The following is a 15,976-nucleotide window of genomic DNA, read 5'->3' on the forward strand; positions in this document are numbered from 1 at the left end:
TACCCGCGGAAGCAGAGCAAATACCCGCGGAAGCAGAGCAAATACCCGCAATAGCATAGTAAATCCCCAAGAAACATAATAAACAGGACAATGATATAAAATCATGTCCTGTTTTTATGAATTCAGTCAATACAATGCATAGCTGCTTCTGCCTCTTGCCATGGAACGGAGTAGCCCTTGCCTTTTGCACAAAAAATACTAGATGATGTATATTCGGGGTCGGCGTTTTTATCGTAGCCAATTTGTGCAAAAATGTCTTCCGTATTGTGACACACATCATAACCATCAAATTGTAGAGAAAGTACGCCCTTACCATTAGTGTAGGCGGCAAAGGTTGTACTGTAGCTCATAAATGTTGCGATAGGGGCTCGACCGGTTAAAATCGCATCATGTTCAGTTAAGATTGGCGCATCAAATGTACCAGCAGCTTGTTGAATATCGGTCATCATGCGGCCGATAAAATCAGTAGGAGCTTTTAGCTTAAAGCGGTAATACGGCTCTAGTAATACATTTTCTGCTTGCTCCAGCCCTTGCCGTAATGCTCGGAATGTTGCCTCACGGAAGTCGCCACCATCAGTATGTTTAATATGTGCGCGTCCCGTTAAAAGAGTGAAGCGAACATCTGTCACAGGGAATCCTGTTAACAGCCCATGATGATCGCGTTCGAATAAATGTTTTTCAATGAGTCGTTGATGCCCAACCGATAAATCATCCGCATGACATGCATTGACAAATGTATTGCCAGTACCGCGTGTATTTGGCTCCATCAATAAATGTACTTCTGCATAATGCTTTAATGGCTCAAAATGACCATAGCCCGTCACCGTTGTTGCGATCGTTTCCATATATAAAATCTGTGGTTCGCTAAATAAAATGTCTAGCGAGAAGCGTTTATTAAGCACATCGATAAGCACCTCGAGTTGGATGACACCCATAATATGTACATGAATTTCTTGAAATTTTTCATGCCACAGCACACGTAATGATGGTTCTTCCGCTTCGAGTATGCGGAAAATTTTTAATACTTCCTTTATATGTTGATCGCCTTCATATTGTACTTTCGCCTGTAATGTCGGTACTAATTCATAGGGCTGCGGGTTACCTGAATTACCAATGATATCTCCGATGTTTGCTTGACTAATCCCTTTAACTGCGAAAATCTCCCCAGCCTCGACTTCTTGAACTGTTACATAACGGCTGCCATTGTATAGTCGAATCTCAGTCACTTTTTCTGTTACATCTCCAAAGGAAAATTCATCACGCACATGTAACGTTCCCTGCAATGCCTTTAAAAAAGTTAAGCGTTGATGTCCATCATGACGAATTTTAAACACCTCACCTTGAAACGGTGCATTGTTATGAAAATGTATCTCTGTAAGTAGGGGAAGCTGTGCTAGGAATTCCTTTATCCCAATATCTTTCAAGGCAGAGCCAGAAAAACATAGAAAGACCTTTTCCTGTTTAACCATCGTTTGTATTTGAGTAAGGCAGCTAGAGCTATCCAATGTCTCATTAAGAAAAGCATCGAGAAGCTGCTCATCACGTTCTGCAAGCCACTCCATCATGTGATTGGAAACATGGTCAGAACGGAGCGGTTCATCTACGAATAGTACATCCTCAGAGCAATCCTTTTGAAGCTGTGCCATAACGGCTTCAACATCCGCTCCTTCACGGTCAATTTTGTTGATAAAGAAGAAGGTTGGGACGTGATATTGGCGTAAAAGTTGCCACACTGTTTCAGTATGACCTTGTAGTCCTTCAACCGCACTAACAATAATAATGGCATAATCCATAACTCGAATGGCACGCTCCATCTCTGGCGAGAAATCGACGTGTCCAGGTGTATCGATTAACGTATATGTATCATTTCCAATCGTCATGCGACCTTGCTCCGCAAAAATCGTAATGCCTCTTTGACGCTCTAACTCATGATTGTCTAGAAATGTGTCCTGGTGATCTACTCGCCCACGGGCTTGAATACTGTTTGTATGAAATAGTAACTGCTCAGAAAATGTTGTTTTTCCTGCATCAACGTGAGCAAGTACTCCAATTGTTACATTCATAAAAAATCCTCGTTTCTATTAATTCATATCAACATTGTAACAGAATTGGGTAAAAAAATATTTCGTGTAGTGTTTATGTCGCAATAGTGTTAAAATATTTAATATATTTATTATTATGATTTATTTGTGAGATTGTGAATCTGATTATTTACAACAAAATAAAAACGACATATTGGTGCAAATGATTTTGTCATTTGCTTAAAAGGGAAATCGGTGCAAATCCGATGCTGTCCCGCAACTGTAAATGGGGAGTCTATACGAGATGCCACTGTAGCCAACGCTATGGGAAGGCGTATAGATGATGAACCTAAGCCAGGATACCTGCCAATATATATATTTTACTAAACCACGAGGATGGAGATAGTGAACAGGTTGAAGAACCTTTCTTTCGCTATGCTAACCTCTTGGAAACAAGGGGATTTTTTTATGCCCTTTTCTAGAAACTTAACTCGGTAGCAAAGAAGTCTAATGATTTCTTTCTATATATTTAACATCAAAGGAGAAGAGGACATGAAGAAATGGAAACACGTATGGCTTGTCTTTGCACTAGCATTGATCGCTGTACTAGGTGCGTGTAACGCAAAGGACAAACCAGAATCTGCAGCAAATGGGGAGAAGGTAGAGCCTTCACAAGCTGAAACGACAGAAGTAACAATTGAAAATAATGGAACGACACAAGTATATAAGGAAGCACCAAAAAAAGTGATTAGCTTAAATCAACACGTGACAGAAATTATGCTGGCTTTAGGTTTAGAAGATTCAATGGTAGGGACGGCATACTTAGATGACAAAATTTATGAGCCCTTGCAAGCTGCCTACAATAAAGTGCCTGTGTTAGCTGAACAGTATCCTTCAAAGGAGCAGGTTATTAATGCTGAGGCAGACTTTTTATATGGTGGTTGGAAAAGTGCCTTTGGAGAGAAAGGTGTTGGTACACCTGAAGAGCTTGAGGCCTTAGGGATTCACACTTATTTACATACTGCCTCAAATATGACGAAACCAACTTTAGACGATATTTTCACAGATATTCGAAATATCGCGAAAATTTTCCGCATTGAGGATCGTGGAGAAGCTTTAATTGAGAAAATGACAAAGGATGTAGATGCAGTACGTGAAAAATTACCTCAAGATGGGAAAGAACTGCGGGTTTTAGTGTTTGATAGTGGTGATAAAGATGTCTTTACTGCTGGACAGAATTTTATGAATGAGCTTGTCACTATGGCTGGCGGTAAAAATATTTTTGGTGATGTAGAATCAGGATGGACTACGGTATCAAAAGAGAATGTAGTAGAACGAAATCCAGAAGTTGTTGTTGTCGTTGATTACGGAGAAACAACGGCGGAAGAAAAAATAAATTTCTTAAAAAATGATCCAGCCTTAAAAGAAACGGAAGCAGTAAAAAATGAACGCTTTGTGATCTTACCGCTTTCTGCTGCGTCAGAAGGAGTTCGTGCTGCAGAAGCCATTCAAGTTTTGGCAAAAGGTTTCTATCCTGATAACTTTTAAGTTACTAAATAAATCTGGGCTAGCGTTTTGCTAGCTCTTTTTTCATAAGGAGAATCATTTATGAATGCATTCCGTACGAGTATACCGGACAAAACCTTTGAAAAGCTAAACAATAAAGGGGATTTTACTCGTCTTGCCGTAAGTCCTGGTATTATTAATAAACATTATACGCCTGCACAATTTCAAACAATAGCGAAGGTTGTAGGGGAGACCGGTGCGATCAAATACTCTGCCTCTTACAGCATATTATTATCTATTCCAACAGTAGATGTAGCAAATACGATTGAGGAGCTAGAAAATGCTGGTCTGTATGTGGCAAAGCAAGGGCCAATTGTAGCGATGAAGGCCTGTGATTTTTGTGATGGTGATAAGATGGAGGCAGCACCGATTACTGAACAGCTATATCATGCATTAGCAGGAATAACGGTCCCTACAAGATTACGTTTAAATGTCAATGGCTGTGCCTCAGCCTGTTATAATGCGGTCTATGATGATATTGGACTTGTCTATCAAAAGGATAGCTTTGACATCTATTTAGGAGCAGTACCAATGGGGGCGAATGCACAAGCCGGAACGCTGTTTGCAAAAAGGGTAGGAGTGGAGCATATTGAAGGCTTTTTAACGCAAATCATTGAGCTCTATAAGGAACACGCTCGTCCGAATGAACCTTTTTATAAATTTTATCGTAGAACAAAATCTGCTAATTATTGGGAGATATTAAAAAGTATAACTTAATCCGAGATTCATAATCATCTCGTTATACCTCAATAAAATGCCTACAGAAATAAATTGTAGGCATTTCAATTGCATGGTTTTCTAATTTGAATTTAGTAAAGTATCTATAACCTAATTTTCTAAGTACTTTCCGTCCCGATATGCATTATTTTCGAAAGATACGTAATCTTGAATGACTTTATCATTTTCTACTCTATATCCATAAAGCACTGTTGGTTCATCATCAAATTTCACTTGTATTTCGTATCTATTTGATGTTGTTGACAATGAATCTTTGTCTACACTAATTTTCCAAGATGCATTTGGGTATTTTTCTTCTAAATGTACTTCAACCATTTGAGTATATTTATTATATTTTGCATCCTGTATATATGGACGAACAATTAGTAATACTGCATAGCTTAAAAGGATAATAGCTACAAAACTATACAAAATTATTTTTCCTCTTTTTCTAAAAAAGAATGAGATTACGAAAAAGAAATAAATAATGCCAAACACAAAAGATAGCTCTAATGCTTTTAAATCCATATATCTATCTCCTAATAAAATCAATTTTAATCAGATTTTTCTATTTAATTATAACCTATGTAATATAGCATTGCTCCAAAAAAGTTGAGGTTAATAAGAGTGCCTTCTTTATTGAAGGTGGATTTGATTTACTACTGACCCAAAAGTTCAACTAGTTCTTTCGAGAGTTTTAGAAGGTTCTTTATTGTATAGATCCAGCGTTTCTCACGTCTATGCAATAGATGAACATTTAGGGGAGGAATTTGCATATCGTTTCATAGTTTATGTTTCATTATTATTCTGGATCATCGCATATTCTTTAAGCAATACTTTATAAGATTTCCTCTTTTTCATCTGATCACCTTTGAAAAAATGTAATCATACACGGATTGGGCAGAGAATGCTGTATCTTTTATTTTCTGATTTTTCAGAAAAGTAATGACAATTTAACTATGTTTTGATATGGTAGTGGAGAGAAAACGTTTTCGTAAAACGTTTTCTTAAAGAGTGATCTTATAGTAATAGTAGGTGAAGATTATGAAAAGATGGACGATTAAAGATATTGCGAAAAAAGCGGGTGTTTCCATTACCACTGTTTCGCGAGTGTTGAATGAAAAAGAGGAGGGAATGTCCCTAAAGACACGTGAAAAGGTACTAAAAGTAATGGAGGAGGTCGATTTCCAGCCTAACCAATTTGCTCGTGGTCTAGTTACGAAGCGATCGAAGATATTCGGGTTAATTATTCCGAATATTTCTAATCCATATTTTCCTGAATTATGTCGGGGGGTGGAAGATGAAGCGAATGAAAGAGAATATAGCTTAATCATCTGTAATTCTGATGATCAATCTGAGAAAGAAAAGCGATATTTGCGACTATTAGAAGAACAACAAGTAGATGGTATTATTTTTTCGGCAAAAGATTATTTGGAGCCATCAGATGAAGAGCAATTATCGCGAACGAAAATTCCTTTTGTGCTCGTTGATAGGGGAAAAAATGAAAAAAAACATTCCAGTGTCTTTTTAGATAATGATAAAGGTGGATATTTAGCAGGAAAACATTTAATAGAACTAGGACATAGAAAGATAGCATGTATGATTGGACCAAGGTCTATTTCTTTGTCTATTAAACGTTTAGAAGGTTTCAAAAGAGCACTGTCAGAATCAGGTGTTGAACTTTTGCCATCACATATAATTGAAGGAAACTTTCAGATGGAAATGGCGTACCAAAAGTCCAAAGACCTCCTTATGAAAAAAGAAGTGACGGCTATATTTGCCTTTAATGATGTAATGGCATTCGGTGTTTATCGTATGGCTCATGAGCTTGGTATTCATATACCAACGGATTTATCGATCGTAGGCTTTGACGACATTCCGTTAGTATCCGCATTAATACCTAAGCTTACTACAATTCGTCAGGATACTTATTTAATGGGGCGGGAGGCTGTTAAGCTTTTAATACAAAAACTTGAAAATAACGAAACGACATCTGTTATGTTTAATCCGACTCTGGTAGTACGAGAAAGTAGTACATCACCAAATCTAAGCTTATCATAATAAAACAGCAAGAAATATAGATTAACTAGAGGAGTGAATTTGATGGGGAAAATACCAGTAATTATTGATTGTGACCCGGGAATTGACGATGTAATGGCGTTATTATTAGCCTTTTCCCGAGATGAACTGGATATAAAGTTAATTACAACGGAACTAGGAAATCAAACGCAAGATAAAACGATCTATAATGCTAGAGCTTTCACAAGCTACATGAAACAAAATATTGAAATCGCGAGAGGATTGAATGAACCTTTCTACCATAAACTTGAGGTTGCGGATGATGTTCACGGAGAAAGTGGGTTAGGAGAAGTCATTTTACCGGAGCCTGATTTACTAGAAAGTGATAGAACAGCCATTAATGCTTTAAAAGATGTTTTAACTGAAAGTGAGGAATCGATCGTTTTAATCGCAACTGGCCCACTTACAAATATCGGGGCATTGCTGCTAGCTCATCCAGAAGTAAAAGAAAAAATCAGCTATATTTCATATATGGGTGGTGCAGCTGTAGCCGGCAATATGAGTCCTTTTGCAGAATTTAATGTATATGTTGATCCGCATGCAGCCGATATCGTTTTTCGTTCAGGAATTCCTATTATCATGAGCGGACTTGATGTTACTCATAAAGCGTATTTGAATATGGAAGAGTTGAATCAAATTGAAAGTATGGGGACAGATTTATCACAAAAAATTGGTGCAATGCTTCGCTTTTATATACAAAATGCAAAAAATAATGATTTTCAAGAAACTGATTTCGAGAATGAGTTTCGTTTACATGATCTTTGTGCTGTGTCATATGTTGTCACTCCGGAACTTTTTGAAGGGGAAGATTGCTTTGTAACGGTTGAGACAGAAGGGCGTTATACTGCTGGTGCGACCGTTGTAGATTATATGCACCGTTCAGGAAAACCTCATAATGTAAAAGTATTGCACTCGGTCAATCGTGAAGCTTTTGTCAATCAATTTATGGAAGCGGTTGCAAAAATGGGCCGTCAAATCGGTTAAAAAAGGTGGGAAACCAAGATGAAACGTAGTTTTAAAGATGACTTTAATATGATGTCTATGCTTCTTATTCCAATTGGTGTAGCAGTGAACATTGTCGGTTTTCAAATTGCTAACGTTTTAAGGCTACCTATTTTTCTTGATACGATTGGAACCATTTTAATCGGGGTCGTTGCTGGTCCTTGGGTTGCTTTACTTGCTGGATTAATTACAAACCTTATAAATGGTATTTTCAATCCTACGTATTTTCCATATGCCATTACATCGGTGGCGATTGGGTTAGGTGTAGGATATTTGTCTAAAGGAGGAATGTTTAAAAATATTCCTAAAACGATTATTTCCGGTATTGTGATTACATTCATTGCTGTTATTGTATCTGCTCCAATTACGGTGTTAGTTTTTGGAGGAGCTACTGGAGGTACAGGATCTATTCTTACAGCTACATTCCTTGCTTCAGGACAAAAAATTTGGAGTGCCGTATTCGCCTCATCCTTTATCTTTGAAATTGCGGACAAAGTAGTATCAGCTCTAATCGTTTACTTTATTGTAAGAAAAATGTCTGATCGCTATTTATCAAAAATGAATTACGGGACTCTATATATGAAACGTGAAGGACGATAGTGTATTATTACTTCTTTCCGTTCTGCCTGAGCGGAAAGGTCTACTTTTTCTGAGGAGGGTTCATCGTGCAGAAAAGCTTCATTCAGCAGCTACATCCAATGACTAAATTCTTCTTTGCATTACTTGTTTCAGCTGCCGTTCTTATTATTCCTGGGTTTATATTCTCATTTCTAGTTTTTCCGATTTTACTTCTTATAGCTACCGCTGCAGGCATTGCGAAAGAGTTTTTTGGAACTGTCATGAAAGCTTTGTTATTTTTACTAATCATCGTTTTCTTCATGCAGCTCTTTTTCTATCCAGGTGATCATGTGATGGGACAATGGGGAATATTTAAGTGGACTGAGGAAGGCTTGAATTACGGATTAACACTTACTTCTCGTATTCTTGCGATGGGTTCGGCCTTCATATTATTTTTCCGTTTGACAGAGGTTCGTGACTTTGTAAAATCGTTAGAAGACGCTGGCCTCCCTCCAATGGGAGCTTATGTTGTTTTATCAACATTACAAATTATTCCTGAAATGAGACGCCATGCAAACACTATTATGGATGCCCAAAAAACACGTGGAGTTGAAACGGAAGGGTCTATGTTGACTAGAGCGAAAGCATTTATCCCAACCTTAACTCCTCTTATTTTATCCTCAATATCAAGTACTGAAGAACGAGCAATTACATTAGAATCGAGAGCGTTTTCTGCGCCAACAAAGAAAACAAGTTTGCATAAGCTGACAAAAACTACAGCTGATCGAATTCTACCATTTGTCTATATTATTATTTTAATAGGATTGGTGATATGGAGGATACTCACATGAATTCTATCATTGAAATGAAAAGTGTCTCCTATCGATATCCAGTCAGTGATGATTGGAATATAAAAAATGCGTCTTTTACAATTGAAAAGGGTAAATTTACAGCCATTATTGGCAATAACGGTTCCGGTAAAACGACTCTTTGTAATATCATACGAGGATTCATTCCACACTTTTATAAAGGAGACCTTGAAGGGGACGTTATTGTCGATGAGAAAAAAATAGTAGATTACCAATTAGGTCAATTAGGAGAAAAAATTGGATATGTCTTTCAAAATCCTTTCATCCAAGTATCTGGAGTAAAAGATACTGTCTTTGACGAAGTAGCATATGGGCTCGAAAATTTAGGTGTAGAAGAAAATGAAATTATAGACAGAGTAAATGAAATCTTAAAGCTTATCAAAATCGAGCATTTACGAGAAAAACATCCGATGGGGCTTTCAGGTGGTCAACGTCAACGTGTTGCACTTGCTTCAATCATCGTCATGAATCCCGATATTCTCGTCATTGACGAGCCAACATCTCAGCTAGACCCAATTGGAACGGAGCAAGTATTTGAAATCATTCGTCTTATGAAAGAACAGGGAAAAACAATTATCCTAGTCGAACATAAAATGGATTTAATTGCTGAATATGCAGACAATCTAATAGTCCTCAACAATGGAGAAATTGTTTTACAAGGTCCGACGCGAAAAGTTTTTGCGGACCCACACTATGGAGAATATAACATTCAATATCCTCATGTAACCGAGGTTGCTCTAAATTTACAAAAAAACGGTGTTACATTAAAATATGTCCCAATTCGCGATGAGGAATTGCCTGAAAGCATAAGTTGGGCAAGCGTAGGGGAGCGTGCTTATGACTGAACTTCAATTGAAAAACGTTAGTTTCGCTTATCCCGATGGAACAAAAGCATTAGAAAATTTGACACTTACTGTTCCTGCTGGCCAACGCTTAGCTATTATTGGACAAAATGGTGCTGGCAAAACCACCGCAGTAAAATTGATGAACGGTCTTTTAAAGCCAACTGAAGGTGAGGTATATGTTGGAGATTGGCATACAAAAGATTATACGACAGCTCAAGTATCTCGAAAGGTTGGCTATGTATTTCAAAATCCGGACGATCAAATTTTCCATAATAATGTGGAATTAGAAGTACAGTTTGGACCTAAAAATATGGGCTTTGATTCAGAACGTGTATCAATGCTAACAGATTGGGCGATGGAATTATGCGGAATTAGTAATGTTTCTCACGAAAACCCTTATAACCTCCCGTATTCCGTACGTAAATTCGTAACTATTGCTTCCGTTTTGGCAATGGATTCCGATGTGATTATTTTAGATGAGCCGACAGCTGGACAGGATCGAATTGGATTAGAATTATTAAGTAAGCTTTTAAACGAATTGGAGGGAAAAGGAAAGACTGTTATTGCGATTACGCACGATATGGAATTTGTCACGGATTATTTCTCTCGAATTGTTGTAATGGCAAATCGTAAAATTATTGCAGATGATGTTTCAGAACATATTTTTTATAATCCTGTGATATTAGAAGAAAGTATGCTGAAGGCGCCTGCAGTTGCTAAAATGGCCAACTTATTGGGCTTGGAGAAAGGTATTTTGACAAAAGGCCAATTATTATCCGTATTAAAGAAAAGAGATTTTATGAAAGGATGATAACTGGCATGCATATTTCATTAGTTGGGAGCATTAATATCGATCTTGTCTTTCGTGTTCCTTATATTGTGAATAATGGTGAAACGCTTCACAGTGCGTCCCATAGTGTTTATTTCGGTGGAAAAGGTGCTAATCAAGCTGTAGCAGCAAGCCAGCTAGGAGCAAATATTCATTTTATTGGTAAAGTAGGCAAAGATAATTTCGGGGAACACGCAATAAACAATTTAAAAAATAAAGGCGTTTATGTTGATTCCATTCGAAAGGAAGGAGCTACTGGGCAAGCGATAATCCAAGTGACAGATGCCGGTGATAATGCGATTGTTTTGTTTTCTGGTGCAAACTTTTTAGTTACTCATTTCTTCAAGCAAAGCACTTCTTCTTCAACTTGAAATACCGCTTGTTGCAGTTGAAAAGGCAGTGGAAATCGCGTCTCAACATGGAAAAATCGTCATCCTTAATCCAGCACCATCTCTAAAATTACCAGATTCATTATTGAAGAATATTACTTTTATAACTCCGAATGAAACAGAACTTGCGCAGTTGACGGGGATTGAAGTGACAACAGAAGAAAATATTCGCTCCGCATGTAGGTTATTGCTAGATAAAGGGGTCGGAACGGTAGTCGTTACACTAGGATCTAAAGGCTCTTTTTATATGAACCATGAAGAAAGTGGCTGGGTTCAAGCGTTGCGTGTTGACACGATCGATACAACTGGTGCGGGAGATGCATTTAATGGAGCTTTGACAGTAGCACTATGTAGGGGGGAGTCGCTTCGAAGTTCGATCGTTTTTGCCACGAAAGTTGCCGCTTATGTCGTTACTCAAATGGGTGCACAACCACTTATCCCAGAATCAATCTTGAAATAAATGATATCCGTAGCTCTTCGTCATTATTGCGAAGCAGCTACGTTTTTTTGAGATGCAGTAAGTCACCCGTTAGAATCTCACCACTGTAAAATCCTCGCTGAGATAAAAAAACAATTTCTCCTTAAAAGAAGGAATAATACTTAGGGCGTCGAAATATTGTACTAGGTAATGAAATTTTTACACAAAGGGGATAGGGAAATTATGACGTTGAAACAAGGGATTCAACCAGAAGATCTATATCAATTAAAATCAGTGGCAGATCCACAAGTATCACCTGACGGAACAGAAGTTGTGTATGTGGAGACGCATATTGATGAGAAGAAAAAGGACTACGTGTCTAATTTATTTTACATAAACTTGCATGAAAAAAAGCCTCAACAATGGACATTTGGAGAAGATAAAACGAATTCACCTGTATGGTCTCCTGATGGCAGTAAAATCGCATTTGTATCAACGAGACATGGCAAGCCACAGATTTTTGTGCTTTCAAAAGCAGGCGGGGAAGCGAAACAAGTTACTAATTGTAAAAACGGTGCGACCTCACCTGTATGGTCTCCATGTGGTAAGAATATCGCATTCTCAGTAAAGCTAGGAAAAAATGAAAGCATTTATGATAAAGCTGATAATGATAAGAAAGATGATAAAGAACTAAAACCACTTGAAATAGAAAAGATGAAATATAAATCAGATGCAGCTGGTTTTATTGATATGGAGCAATTTTCTCAAATTGCAATCGTCAATCTTGAATCTGGAGAATTAGAGCTAGTTACGGAAGGAAAACATAATTTACAACTTGGTACATGGTCTCCAAACGGAAAATATCTTTCTTACACGGCAGATTTAACAGAGGATCTAGATTTTTCATTCATAAGTGATATTTACTTATTGGATTTAGAGACGAAACATGGTCGCAAGCTAACGGAAGGAACGGGGATGTTCTATCTTACTTCATGGTCTCCGAATAGCCGCTACGTAGCTTATGTTGGCAGTGAACGAGAATTTGAAAATGCAACACAAGCAAAGTTATGGATTTATGATTTAGAAAATAACAATACAACATGTGTAACGAGTGAATTTGACGCGCCTGTCGGTGATTTTGTTGTCGGTGATTTCCTGCAAGGTGTCGTTGCTCCGCGTGTGCAATGGTTGGAGGATAATAAAAGCTTTTACTTCCAAGTGACAGATCATGGAAATACAGCTATTTATTTTGGCAATCTATCTGGAGAATTATATCCAGCGATTAATGATGATCAGTATGTCTATGGTTTTTCACTTGATCATAAAAATGATAAGGCAATAGTCGCAATTAGCACGACTACAAATCCTGGCGATCTATTTTACGTGAATTTAAATACTGGTGAAAAGGAACAGCTTACGAAAGTTAATGAAGAATTTTTAAAGTCGAGAGAATTATCTGTTCCAGAAGCAATTGAATATGAAGGGGCAGATGGCTGGAAAGTAAGCGGCTGGATGATGAAGCCTATTGGCTATGAAGAAGGGAAAAAGTATCCACTTATTCTTGAAATCCATGGTGGACCGCATGCTATGTATGCCAACTCATATTTTAACGAATTCCAAATCCTTGCTGCACAAGGTTATGCGGTACTCTTTACGAATCCTCGCGGAAGCCATGGCTACGGTCAAAAATTTGTTGATGCAGTTCGTGGTGATTATGGCGGCAATGATTATAATGATCTAATGGCCACTGTTGATTATGCATTGGAGCATTATGATTTCATTGACAAAAACCGTCTCGGGGTGACAGGTGGGAGCTATGGGGGCTTCATGACAAACTGGATTGTCGGTCATACAAATCGCTTTAAAGCTGCTGTTACGCAACGTTGCATTTCTAACTGGATTAGCTTTTACGGCGTAAGTGATATCGGCTATTACTTCAATGACTGGCAAATCCAAGCAGGGCTTGACGATATAGAGAAGCTATGGAATCATTCGCCACTTAAATATGTAGACAATGTGGAGACGCCACTGTTAATTTTACACAGCGAAAAAGACTATCGCTGTCCGATTGAACAAGCCGAACAATTATTTATCGCCTTAAAACATCGTAAAAAAGAAACTAAATTTGTTCGCTTCCCTGAATCCAATCACGAACTTTCTAGAAGTGGAAAACCAACGTTAAGAATCGATAGACTAGAGTATATTAGGGATTGGTTTGTGAAATATCTATAAAATAAATATAGGTGGCAAAAGAAGTGAAAATACTTCTTTTGCCACCTATTATTTTTACATAACAAAGGCTGTTTTCGTCAAGATAGTTGCTCTTCAGCTAACGGCGTAGATTCGTTGAAGAAGGAATTAAAAACTTATATCTTCAAAGGAACATCTTTGGCGCAAAGAGTAAAGGCAAATCCATAGAAGGTTTCCTGAATAATTTTAAAATTTTTGAACGAAATGAAGCATCGCTCCGTCTAATGGGGGAAGGAGGCGAAAAGGATGGAATTTGAAATCGTGCAGCGTGCTATTCGTGGGGATCATCAAGCGATACTTTCACTTATTGAAATGGATGAAGATATTTTATATCGCATGGCTTTTACATATCTGAAAAATGAGCAAGACGCTTTAGACGTGATGCAGGACCTAGTTTACAAGGCACTGAAAAAAATGCATACCGTTAAACAGCACGAATATGCCAGAACATGGCTCGTGCGCGTCTTAATCAATTGTTGTAAAGACCATTTGCGAAAACGTCAACCAACTATTTCAATACAAGAACATCACCAAGTTGAATGGGTCATCTACTCTAATATGGAGCAGTTATTGGAACATTTATCCTTATCGGAGCAGCAACTCGTCTATATGAAATATTTTCAGCAACTAAAAAACAAAGAAATTGCCGAGCTAAATCAAATTCCGGAGGGTACTGTAAAGTCTAAGCTTCATCACATACTAAAGAAGCTTAGAAACTTCGCTGGAGAAAAGGAGGACTGGCTATGAGTAAACTACCGATTGACGTTCCAAAGGAGAAACTTCAACAAGTTAGGATGGATATGTTTCATAAAGTTCAACGAGAAAAAAGAGCAAAGAAGCGCATTGTTCCGGTTGCAATAGCCTTTTTGTTTTGCTTAAGCTTTTTATTTTCAATTCGTGTTTCTCCTACGATTGCTAGCTATGTTGCAAAAATTCCTGGCTTTCAACCAATTGTATTAGCGGTTGTAAGAGATAAAGGGATAAAAGATATTGTGGACAATGGATACTATGAAGAAATCAATACGACGCAGTCTAAAAATGGTCTATCACTTACATTGCAAGACGTGATTGCAGATAATTCGGGATTAGTACTTTACTATGACGCCGATGCAACATTTGATATGTCGGAATTACACTTGGAGGAAGTTCAATTGTTCCAAGGAGACGAAGAAATTAAAGGCGGAGGTTCATTTACAAGTCATCAATCACATCAAACGCGCATCTCTTCTTCAGTTGACTATAGTTTTTCAGAGCCTTACGCTTATACTTCAAAGGATTTTAAAGTGGTTTTTCGTTTTTATGAAAAAGATAAGGGGAACATTGAAATTACGATACCGTTTTCACTACAAAACGAAATCGCAAAGGAAAAAATTATTACTGCGAATCGTATTGTAGACGTCGGTGGTCAGAAATTTACGATTACACAAATTCGCCGTTCTCCACTAAGAACGGCAATCGATATTGAATTAGATGAAGCGAATACGATGCAAATTTTAGCGCTTGATGATATTGCGGTCGAGACGGAAAATGGGGAGCGAAGAGAAGGCATTAAATATGGCTTGTCATTAGGTGGTGATATTCGCGACGGCAAATTCACACTTAATTTACAAAGTAATTATTTCCATGATTCAGATTCACTCAAAATATTAATTGGAGCTGTTCATGCCGTTCCAAAGGGCGAGGATTATATCGAAGTTGATTTTGGCACAAAAGAAGTACTCACGAAGCCTGAATATTTGGATTGGGACATTTCTGTAGCGCAGCAAAGTGTATCGGTTGCTGCAAAGAAATGGGATGATAGATGGGCACATTCGTTTCTAAATGATGCTGTAAAAGCAGATGGCACGACGTTAAAATATAAAGGTAGCACGTTCTCAGATGATGAGCAGTACCTATTTGAGACGGAGAACTTTGAAAATTATGATGGCAAAGCAAAATTATATATTAGCTATTACTTCAATCCTATTGGAAAAAATATTGAACTGAATATTCCATTGAAATAAAGTAAAGATGTTCAAAAAGGCTCTCCTTTTTGAACATCTTTTTAATTTTTTCATACTTATGGTAATATTCCTGTCACTCAGTGTGAAGTGTGCTCATAAGTTAGACACATATTAATTAAGCAAAATTGTAAGGATTAAGTTCGATATTATACCGGACTTAATCCTTTTAATTTTGCCTTTATTTGTTTGTGAGTATATATTGTCCAATCTCTTGCTTGAAGTGCTCTATTTAAAACTCTTCCCTTATAAGTATAGTAATTCTGATTTTAAGATATAGAAGAAATTCTCCATTACTGCGATATCGAGTGATGTATTGAATAAGGAAAACTCTACAATTGTAAACCTTAGTAAAAACATAGGAATTGATTTATAATATAAAAATATTAATTGAAACAGCTAGCTAAATTGAACTGTCCTCCAATTGACAATA

Annotated in this window: 15 protein-coding genes and 1 riboswitch; of the genes, 13 read left to right on the plus strand and 2 right to left on the minus strand. The window is 37.4% G+C overall.

Going from position 1 to position 15,976, the window contains the following annotated elements; genetic code table 11:
• Positions 1 to 122: 122 nt before the first annotated feature.
• The gene (locus ABH968_RS06625) at positions 123 to 2,063 is read right to left on the minus strand and encodes a GTP-binding protein (protein ID WP_370043223.1); all 1,941 of its coding nucleotides are present in this window, start codon (positions 2,061 to 2,063) and stop codon (positions 123 to 125) included.
• Positions 2,064 to 2,219: 156 nt separating this feature from the next.
• Positions 2,220 to 2,406, plus strand: a riboswitch (cobalamin riboswitch).
• 167 nt (positions 2,407 to 2,573) lie between these two features.
• On the opposite strand from ABH968_RS06625, the gene ABH968_RS06630 reads away from it, so the two are divergent.
• Both ABH968_RS06630 and ABH968_RS06635 read left to right on the plus strand, forming a co-directional pair.
• Positions 2,574 to 3,569 carry an ABC transporter substrate-binding protein gene (locus ABH968_RS06630; protein WP_370043224.1) on the plus strand — a complete coding sequence of 332 codons (996 nt, stop codon included), beginning with the start codon at positions 2,574 to 2,576 and terminating at the stop codon, positions 3,567 to 3,569.
• Positions 3,570 to 3,629: 60 nt separating this feature from the next.
• The gene (locus tag ABH968_RS06635) at positions 3,630 to 4,304 is read left to right on the plus strand and encodes a precorrin-3B methylase (protein ID WP_370043225.1); all 675 of its coding nucleotides are present in this window, start codon (positions 3,630 to 3,632) and stop codon (positions 4,302 to 4,304) included.
• 111 nt (positions 4,305 to 4,415) lie between these two features.
• On the opposite strand, the gene ABH968_RS06640 is transcribed toward ABH968_RS06635, so the two are convergent.
• Positions 4,416 to 4,832, minus strand: a complete 417-nt coding sequence (locus ABH968_RS06640) for a hypothetical protein (protein ID WP_370043226.1) — start codon at positions 4,830 to 4,832, stop codon at positions 4,416 to 4,418.
• Positions 4,833 to 5,348: 516 nt separating this feature from the next.
• On the opposite strand from ABH968_RS06640, the gene ABH968_RS06645 reads away from it, so the two are divergent.
• From ABH968_RS06645 to ABH968_RS06695, 11 genes are all read left to right on the plus strand, one after another.
• On the plus strand, positions 5,349 to 6,365 hold the full coding sequence (locus ABH968_RS06645) for a LacI family DNA-binding transcriptional regulator (protein ID WP_370043227.1): 1,017 nt from the start codon (positions 5,349 to 5,351) through the stop codon (positions 6,363 to 6,365).
• 42 nt (positions 6,366 to 6,407) lie between these two features.
• Positions 6,408 to 7,367: a nucleoside hydrolase gene (locus tag ABH968_RS06650; RefSeq protein ID WP_370043228.1), complete on the plus strand. Its 960-nt coding sequence runs from the start codon at positions 6,408 to 6,410 to the stop codon at positions 7,365 to 7,367.
• A gap of 18 nt (positions 7,368 to 7,385) precedes the next feature.
• Positions 7,386 to 7,985 (plus strand): ECF transporter S component, encoded by a 600-nt coding sequence (locus ABH968_RS06655; protein ID WP_370043229.1) that lies wholly within the window; start codon positions 7,386 to 7,388, stop codon positions 7,983 to 7,985.
• A gap of 65 nt (positions 7,986 to 8,050) precedes the next feature.
• Entirely contained in the window at positions 8,051 to 8,794 is a 744-nt protein-coding gene (locus tag ABH968_RS06660; RefSeq protein WP_370043230.1) for an energy-coupling factor transporter transmembrane component T family protein, read from the plus strand.
• On the plus strand, positions 8,791 to 9,657 hold the full coding sequence (locus tag ABH968_RS06665; RefSeq protein ID WP_370043231.1) for an energy-coupling factor ABC transporter ATP-binding protein: 867 nt from the start codon (positions 8,791 to 8,793) through the stop codon (positions 9,655 to 9,657). The genes ABH968_RS06660 and ABH968_RS06665 overlap by 4 nt, the downstream gene beginning before the upstream one ends.
• Positions 9,650 to 10,468, plus strand: coding sequence for an energy-coupling factor ABC transporter ATP-binding protein (locus tag ABH968_RS06670; RefSeq protein ID WP_370043232.1), 819 nt, complete (start codon positions 9,650 to 9,652; stop codon positions 10,466 to 10,468). The genes ABH968_RS06665 and ABH968_RS06670 overlap by 8 nt, the downstream gene beginning before the upstream one ends.
• 8 nt (positions 10,469 to 10,476) lie before the next feature.
• Complete coding sequence (locus tag ABH968_RS06675; protein WP_370043233.1) at positions 10,477 to 10,857, plus strand: PfkB family carbohydrate kinase; 381 nt, start codon at positions 10,477 to 10,479, stop codon at positions 10,855 to 10,857.
• A 28-nt stretch (positions 10,858 to 10,885) separates the two neighbouring features.
• On the plus strand, positions 10,886 to 11,335 hold the full coding sequence (locus ABH968_RS06680; RefSeq protein ID WP_370043234.1) for a PfkB family carbohydrate kinase: 450 nt from the start codon (positions 10,886 to 10,888) through the stop codon (positions 11,333 to 11,335).
• Between the two features lie 201 nt (positions 11,336 to 11,536).
• Positions 11,537 to 13,525 (plus strand): S9 family peptidase, encoded by a 1,989-nt coding sequence (locus ABH968_RS06685; protein WP_370043235.1) that lies wholly within the window; start codon positions 11,537 to 11,539, stop codon positions 13,523 to 13,525.
• Between the two features lie 264 nt (positions 13,526 to 13,789).
• The gene (locus ABH968_RS06690; protein ID WP_370043236.1) at positions 13,790 to 14,290 is read left to right on the plus strand and encodes a sigma-70 family RNA polymerase sigma factor; all 501 of its coding nucleotides are present in this window, start codon (positions 13,790 to 13,792) and stop codon (positions 14,288 to 14,290) included.
• Positions 14,287 to 15,546, plus strand: a complete 1,260-nt coding sequence (locus ABH968_RS06695; protein WP_370043237.1) for a DUF4179 domain-containing protein — start codon at positions 14,287 to 14,289, stop codon at positions 15,544 to 15,546. The genes ABH968_RS06690 and ABH968_RS06695 overlap by 4 nt, the downstream gene beginning before the upstream one ends.
• Positions 15,547 to 15,976: the final 430 nt, after the last annotated feature.

This window comes from Lysinibacillus sp. RC79 (assembly GCF_041262405.1).
Lineage (GTDB): Bacteria > Bacillota > Bacilli > Bacillales_A > Planococcaceae > Lysinibacillus.

Coding starts and splice junctions, on each gene's coding strand:
- ABH968_RS06640 (WP_370043226.1), bottom strand. CDS start 4,832: ATGGATTTAAAAGCATTAGAGCTATCTTTTGTGTTTGGCATTATTTAT.
- ABH968_RS06695 (WP_370043237.1), top strand. CDS start 14,287: ATGAGTAAACTACCGATTGACGTTCCAAAGGAGAAACTTCAACAAGTT.
- ABH968_RS06645 (WP_370043227.1), top strand. CDS start 5,349: ATGAAAAGATGGACGATTAAAGATATTGCGAAAAAAGCGGGTGTTTCC.
- ABH968_RS06655 (WP_370043229.1), top strand. CDS start 7,386: ATGAAACGTAGTTTTAAAGATGACTTTAATATGATGTCTATGCTTCTT.
- ABH968_RS06670 (WP_370043232.1), top strand. CDS start 9,650: ATGACTGAACTTCAATTGAAAAACGTTAGTTTCGCTTATCCCGATGGA.
- ABH968_RS06690 (WP_370043236.1), top strand. CDS start 13,790: ATGGAATTTGAAATCGTGCAGCGTGCTATTCGTGGGGATCATCAAGCG.
- ABH968_RS06650 (WP_370043228.1), top strand. CDS start 6,408: ATGGGGAAAATACCAGTAATTATTGATTGTGACCCGGGAATTGACGAT.
- ABH968_RS06665 (WP_370043231.1), top strand. CDS start 8,791: ATGAATTCTATCATTGAAATGAAAAGTGTCTCCTATCGATATCCAGTC.
- ABH968_RS06625 (WP_370043223.1), bottom strand. CDS start 2,063: ATGAATGTAACAATTGGAGTACTTGCTCACGTTGATGCAGGAAAAACA.
- ABH968_RS06635 (WP_370043225.1), top strand. CDS start 3,630: ATGAATGCATTCCGTACGAGTATACCGGACAAAACCTTTGAAAAGCTA.
- ABH968_RS06630 (WP_370043224.1), top strand. CDS start 2,574: ATGAAGAAATGGAAACACGTATGGCTTGTCTTTGCACTAGCATTGATC.
- ABH968_RS06675 (WP_370043233.1), top strand. CDS start 10,477: ATGCATATTTCATTAGTTGGGAGCATTAATATCGATCTTGTCTTTCGT.
- ABH968_RS06685 (WP_370043235.1), top strand. CDS start 11,537: ATGACGTTGAAACAAGGGATTCAACCAGAAGATCTATATCAATTAAAA.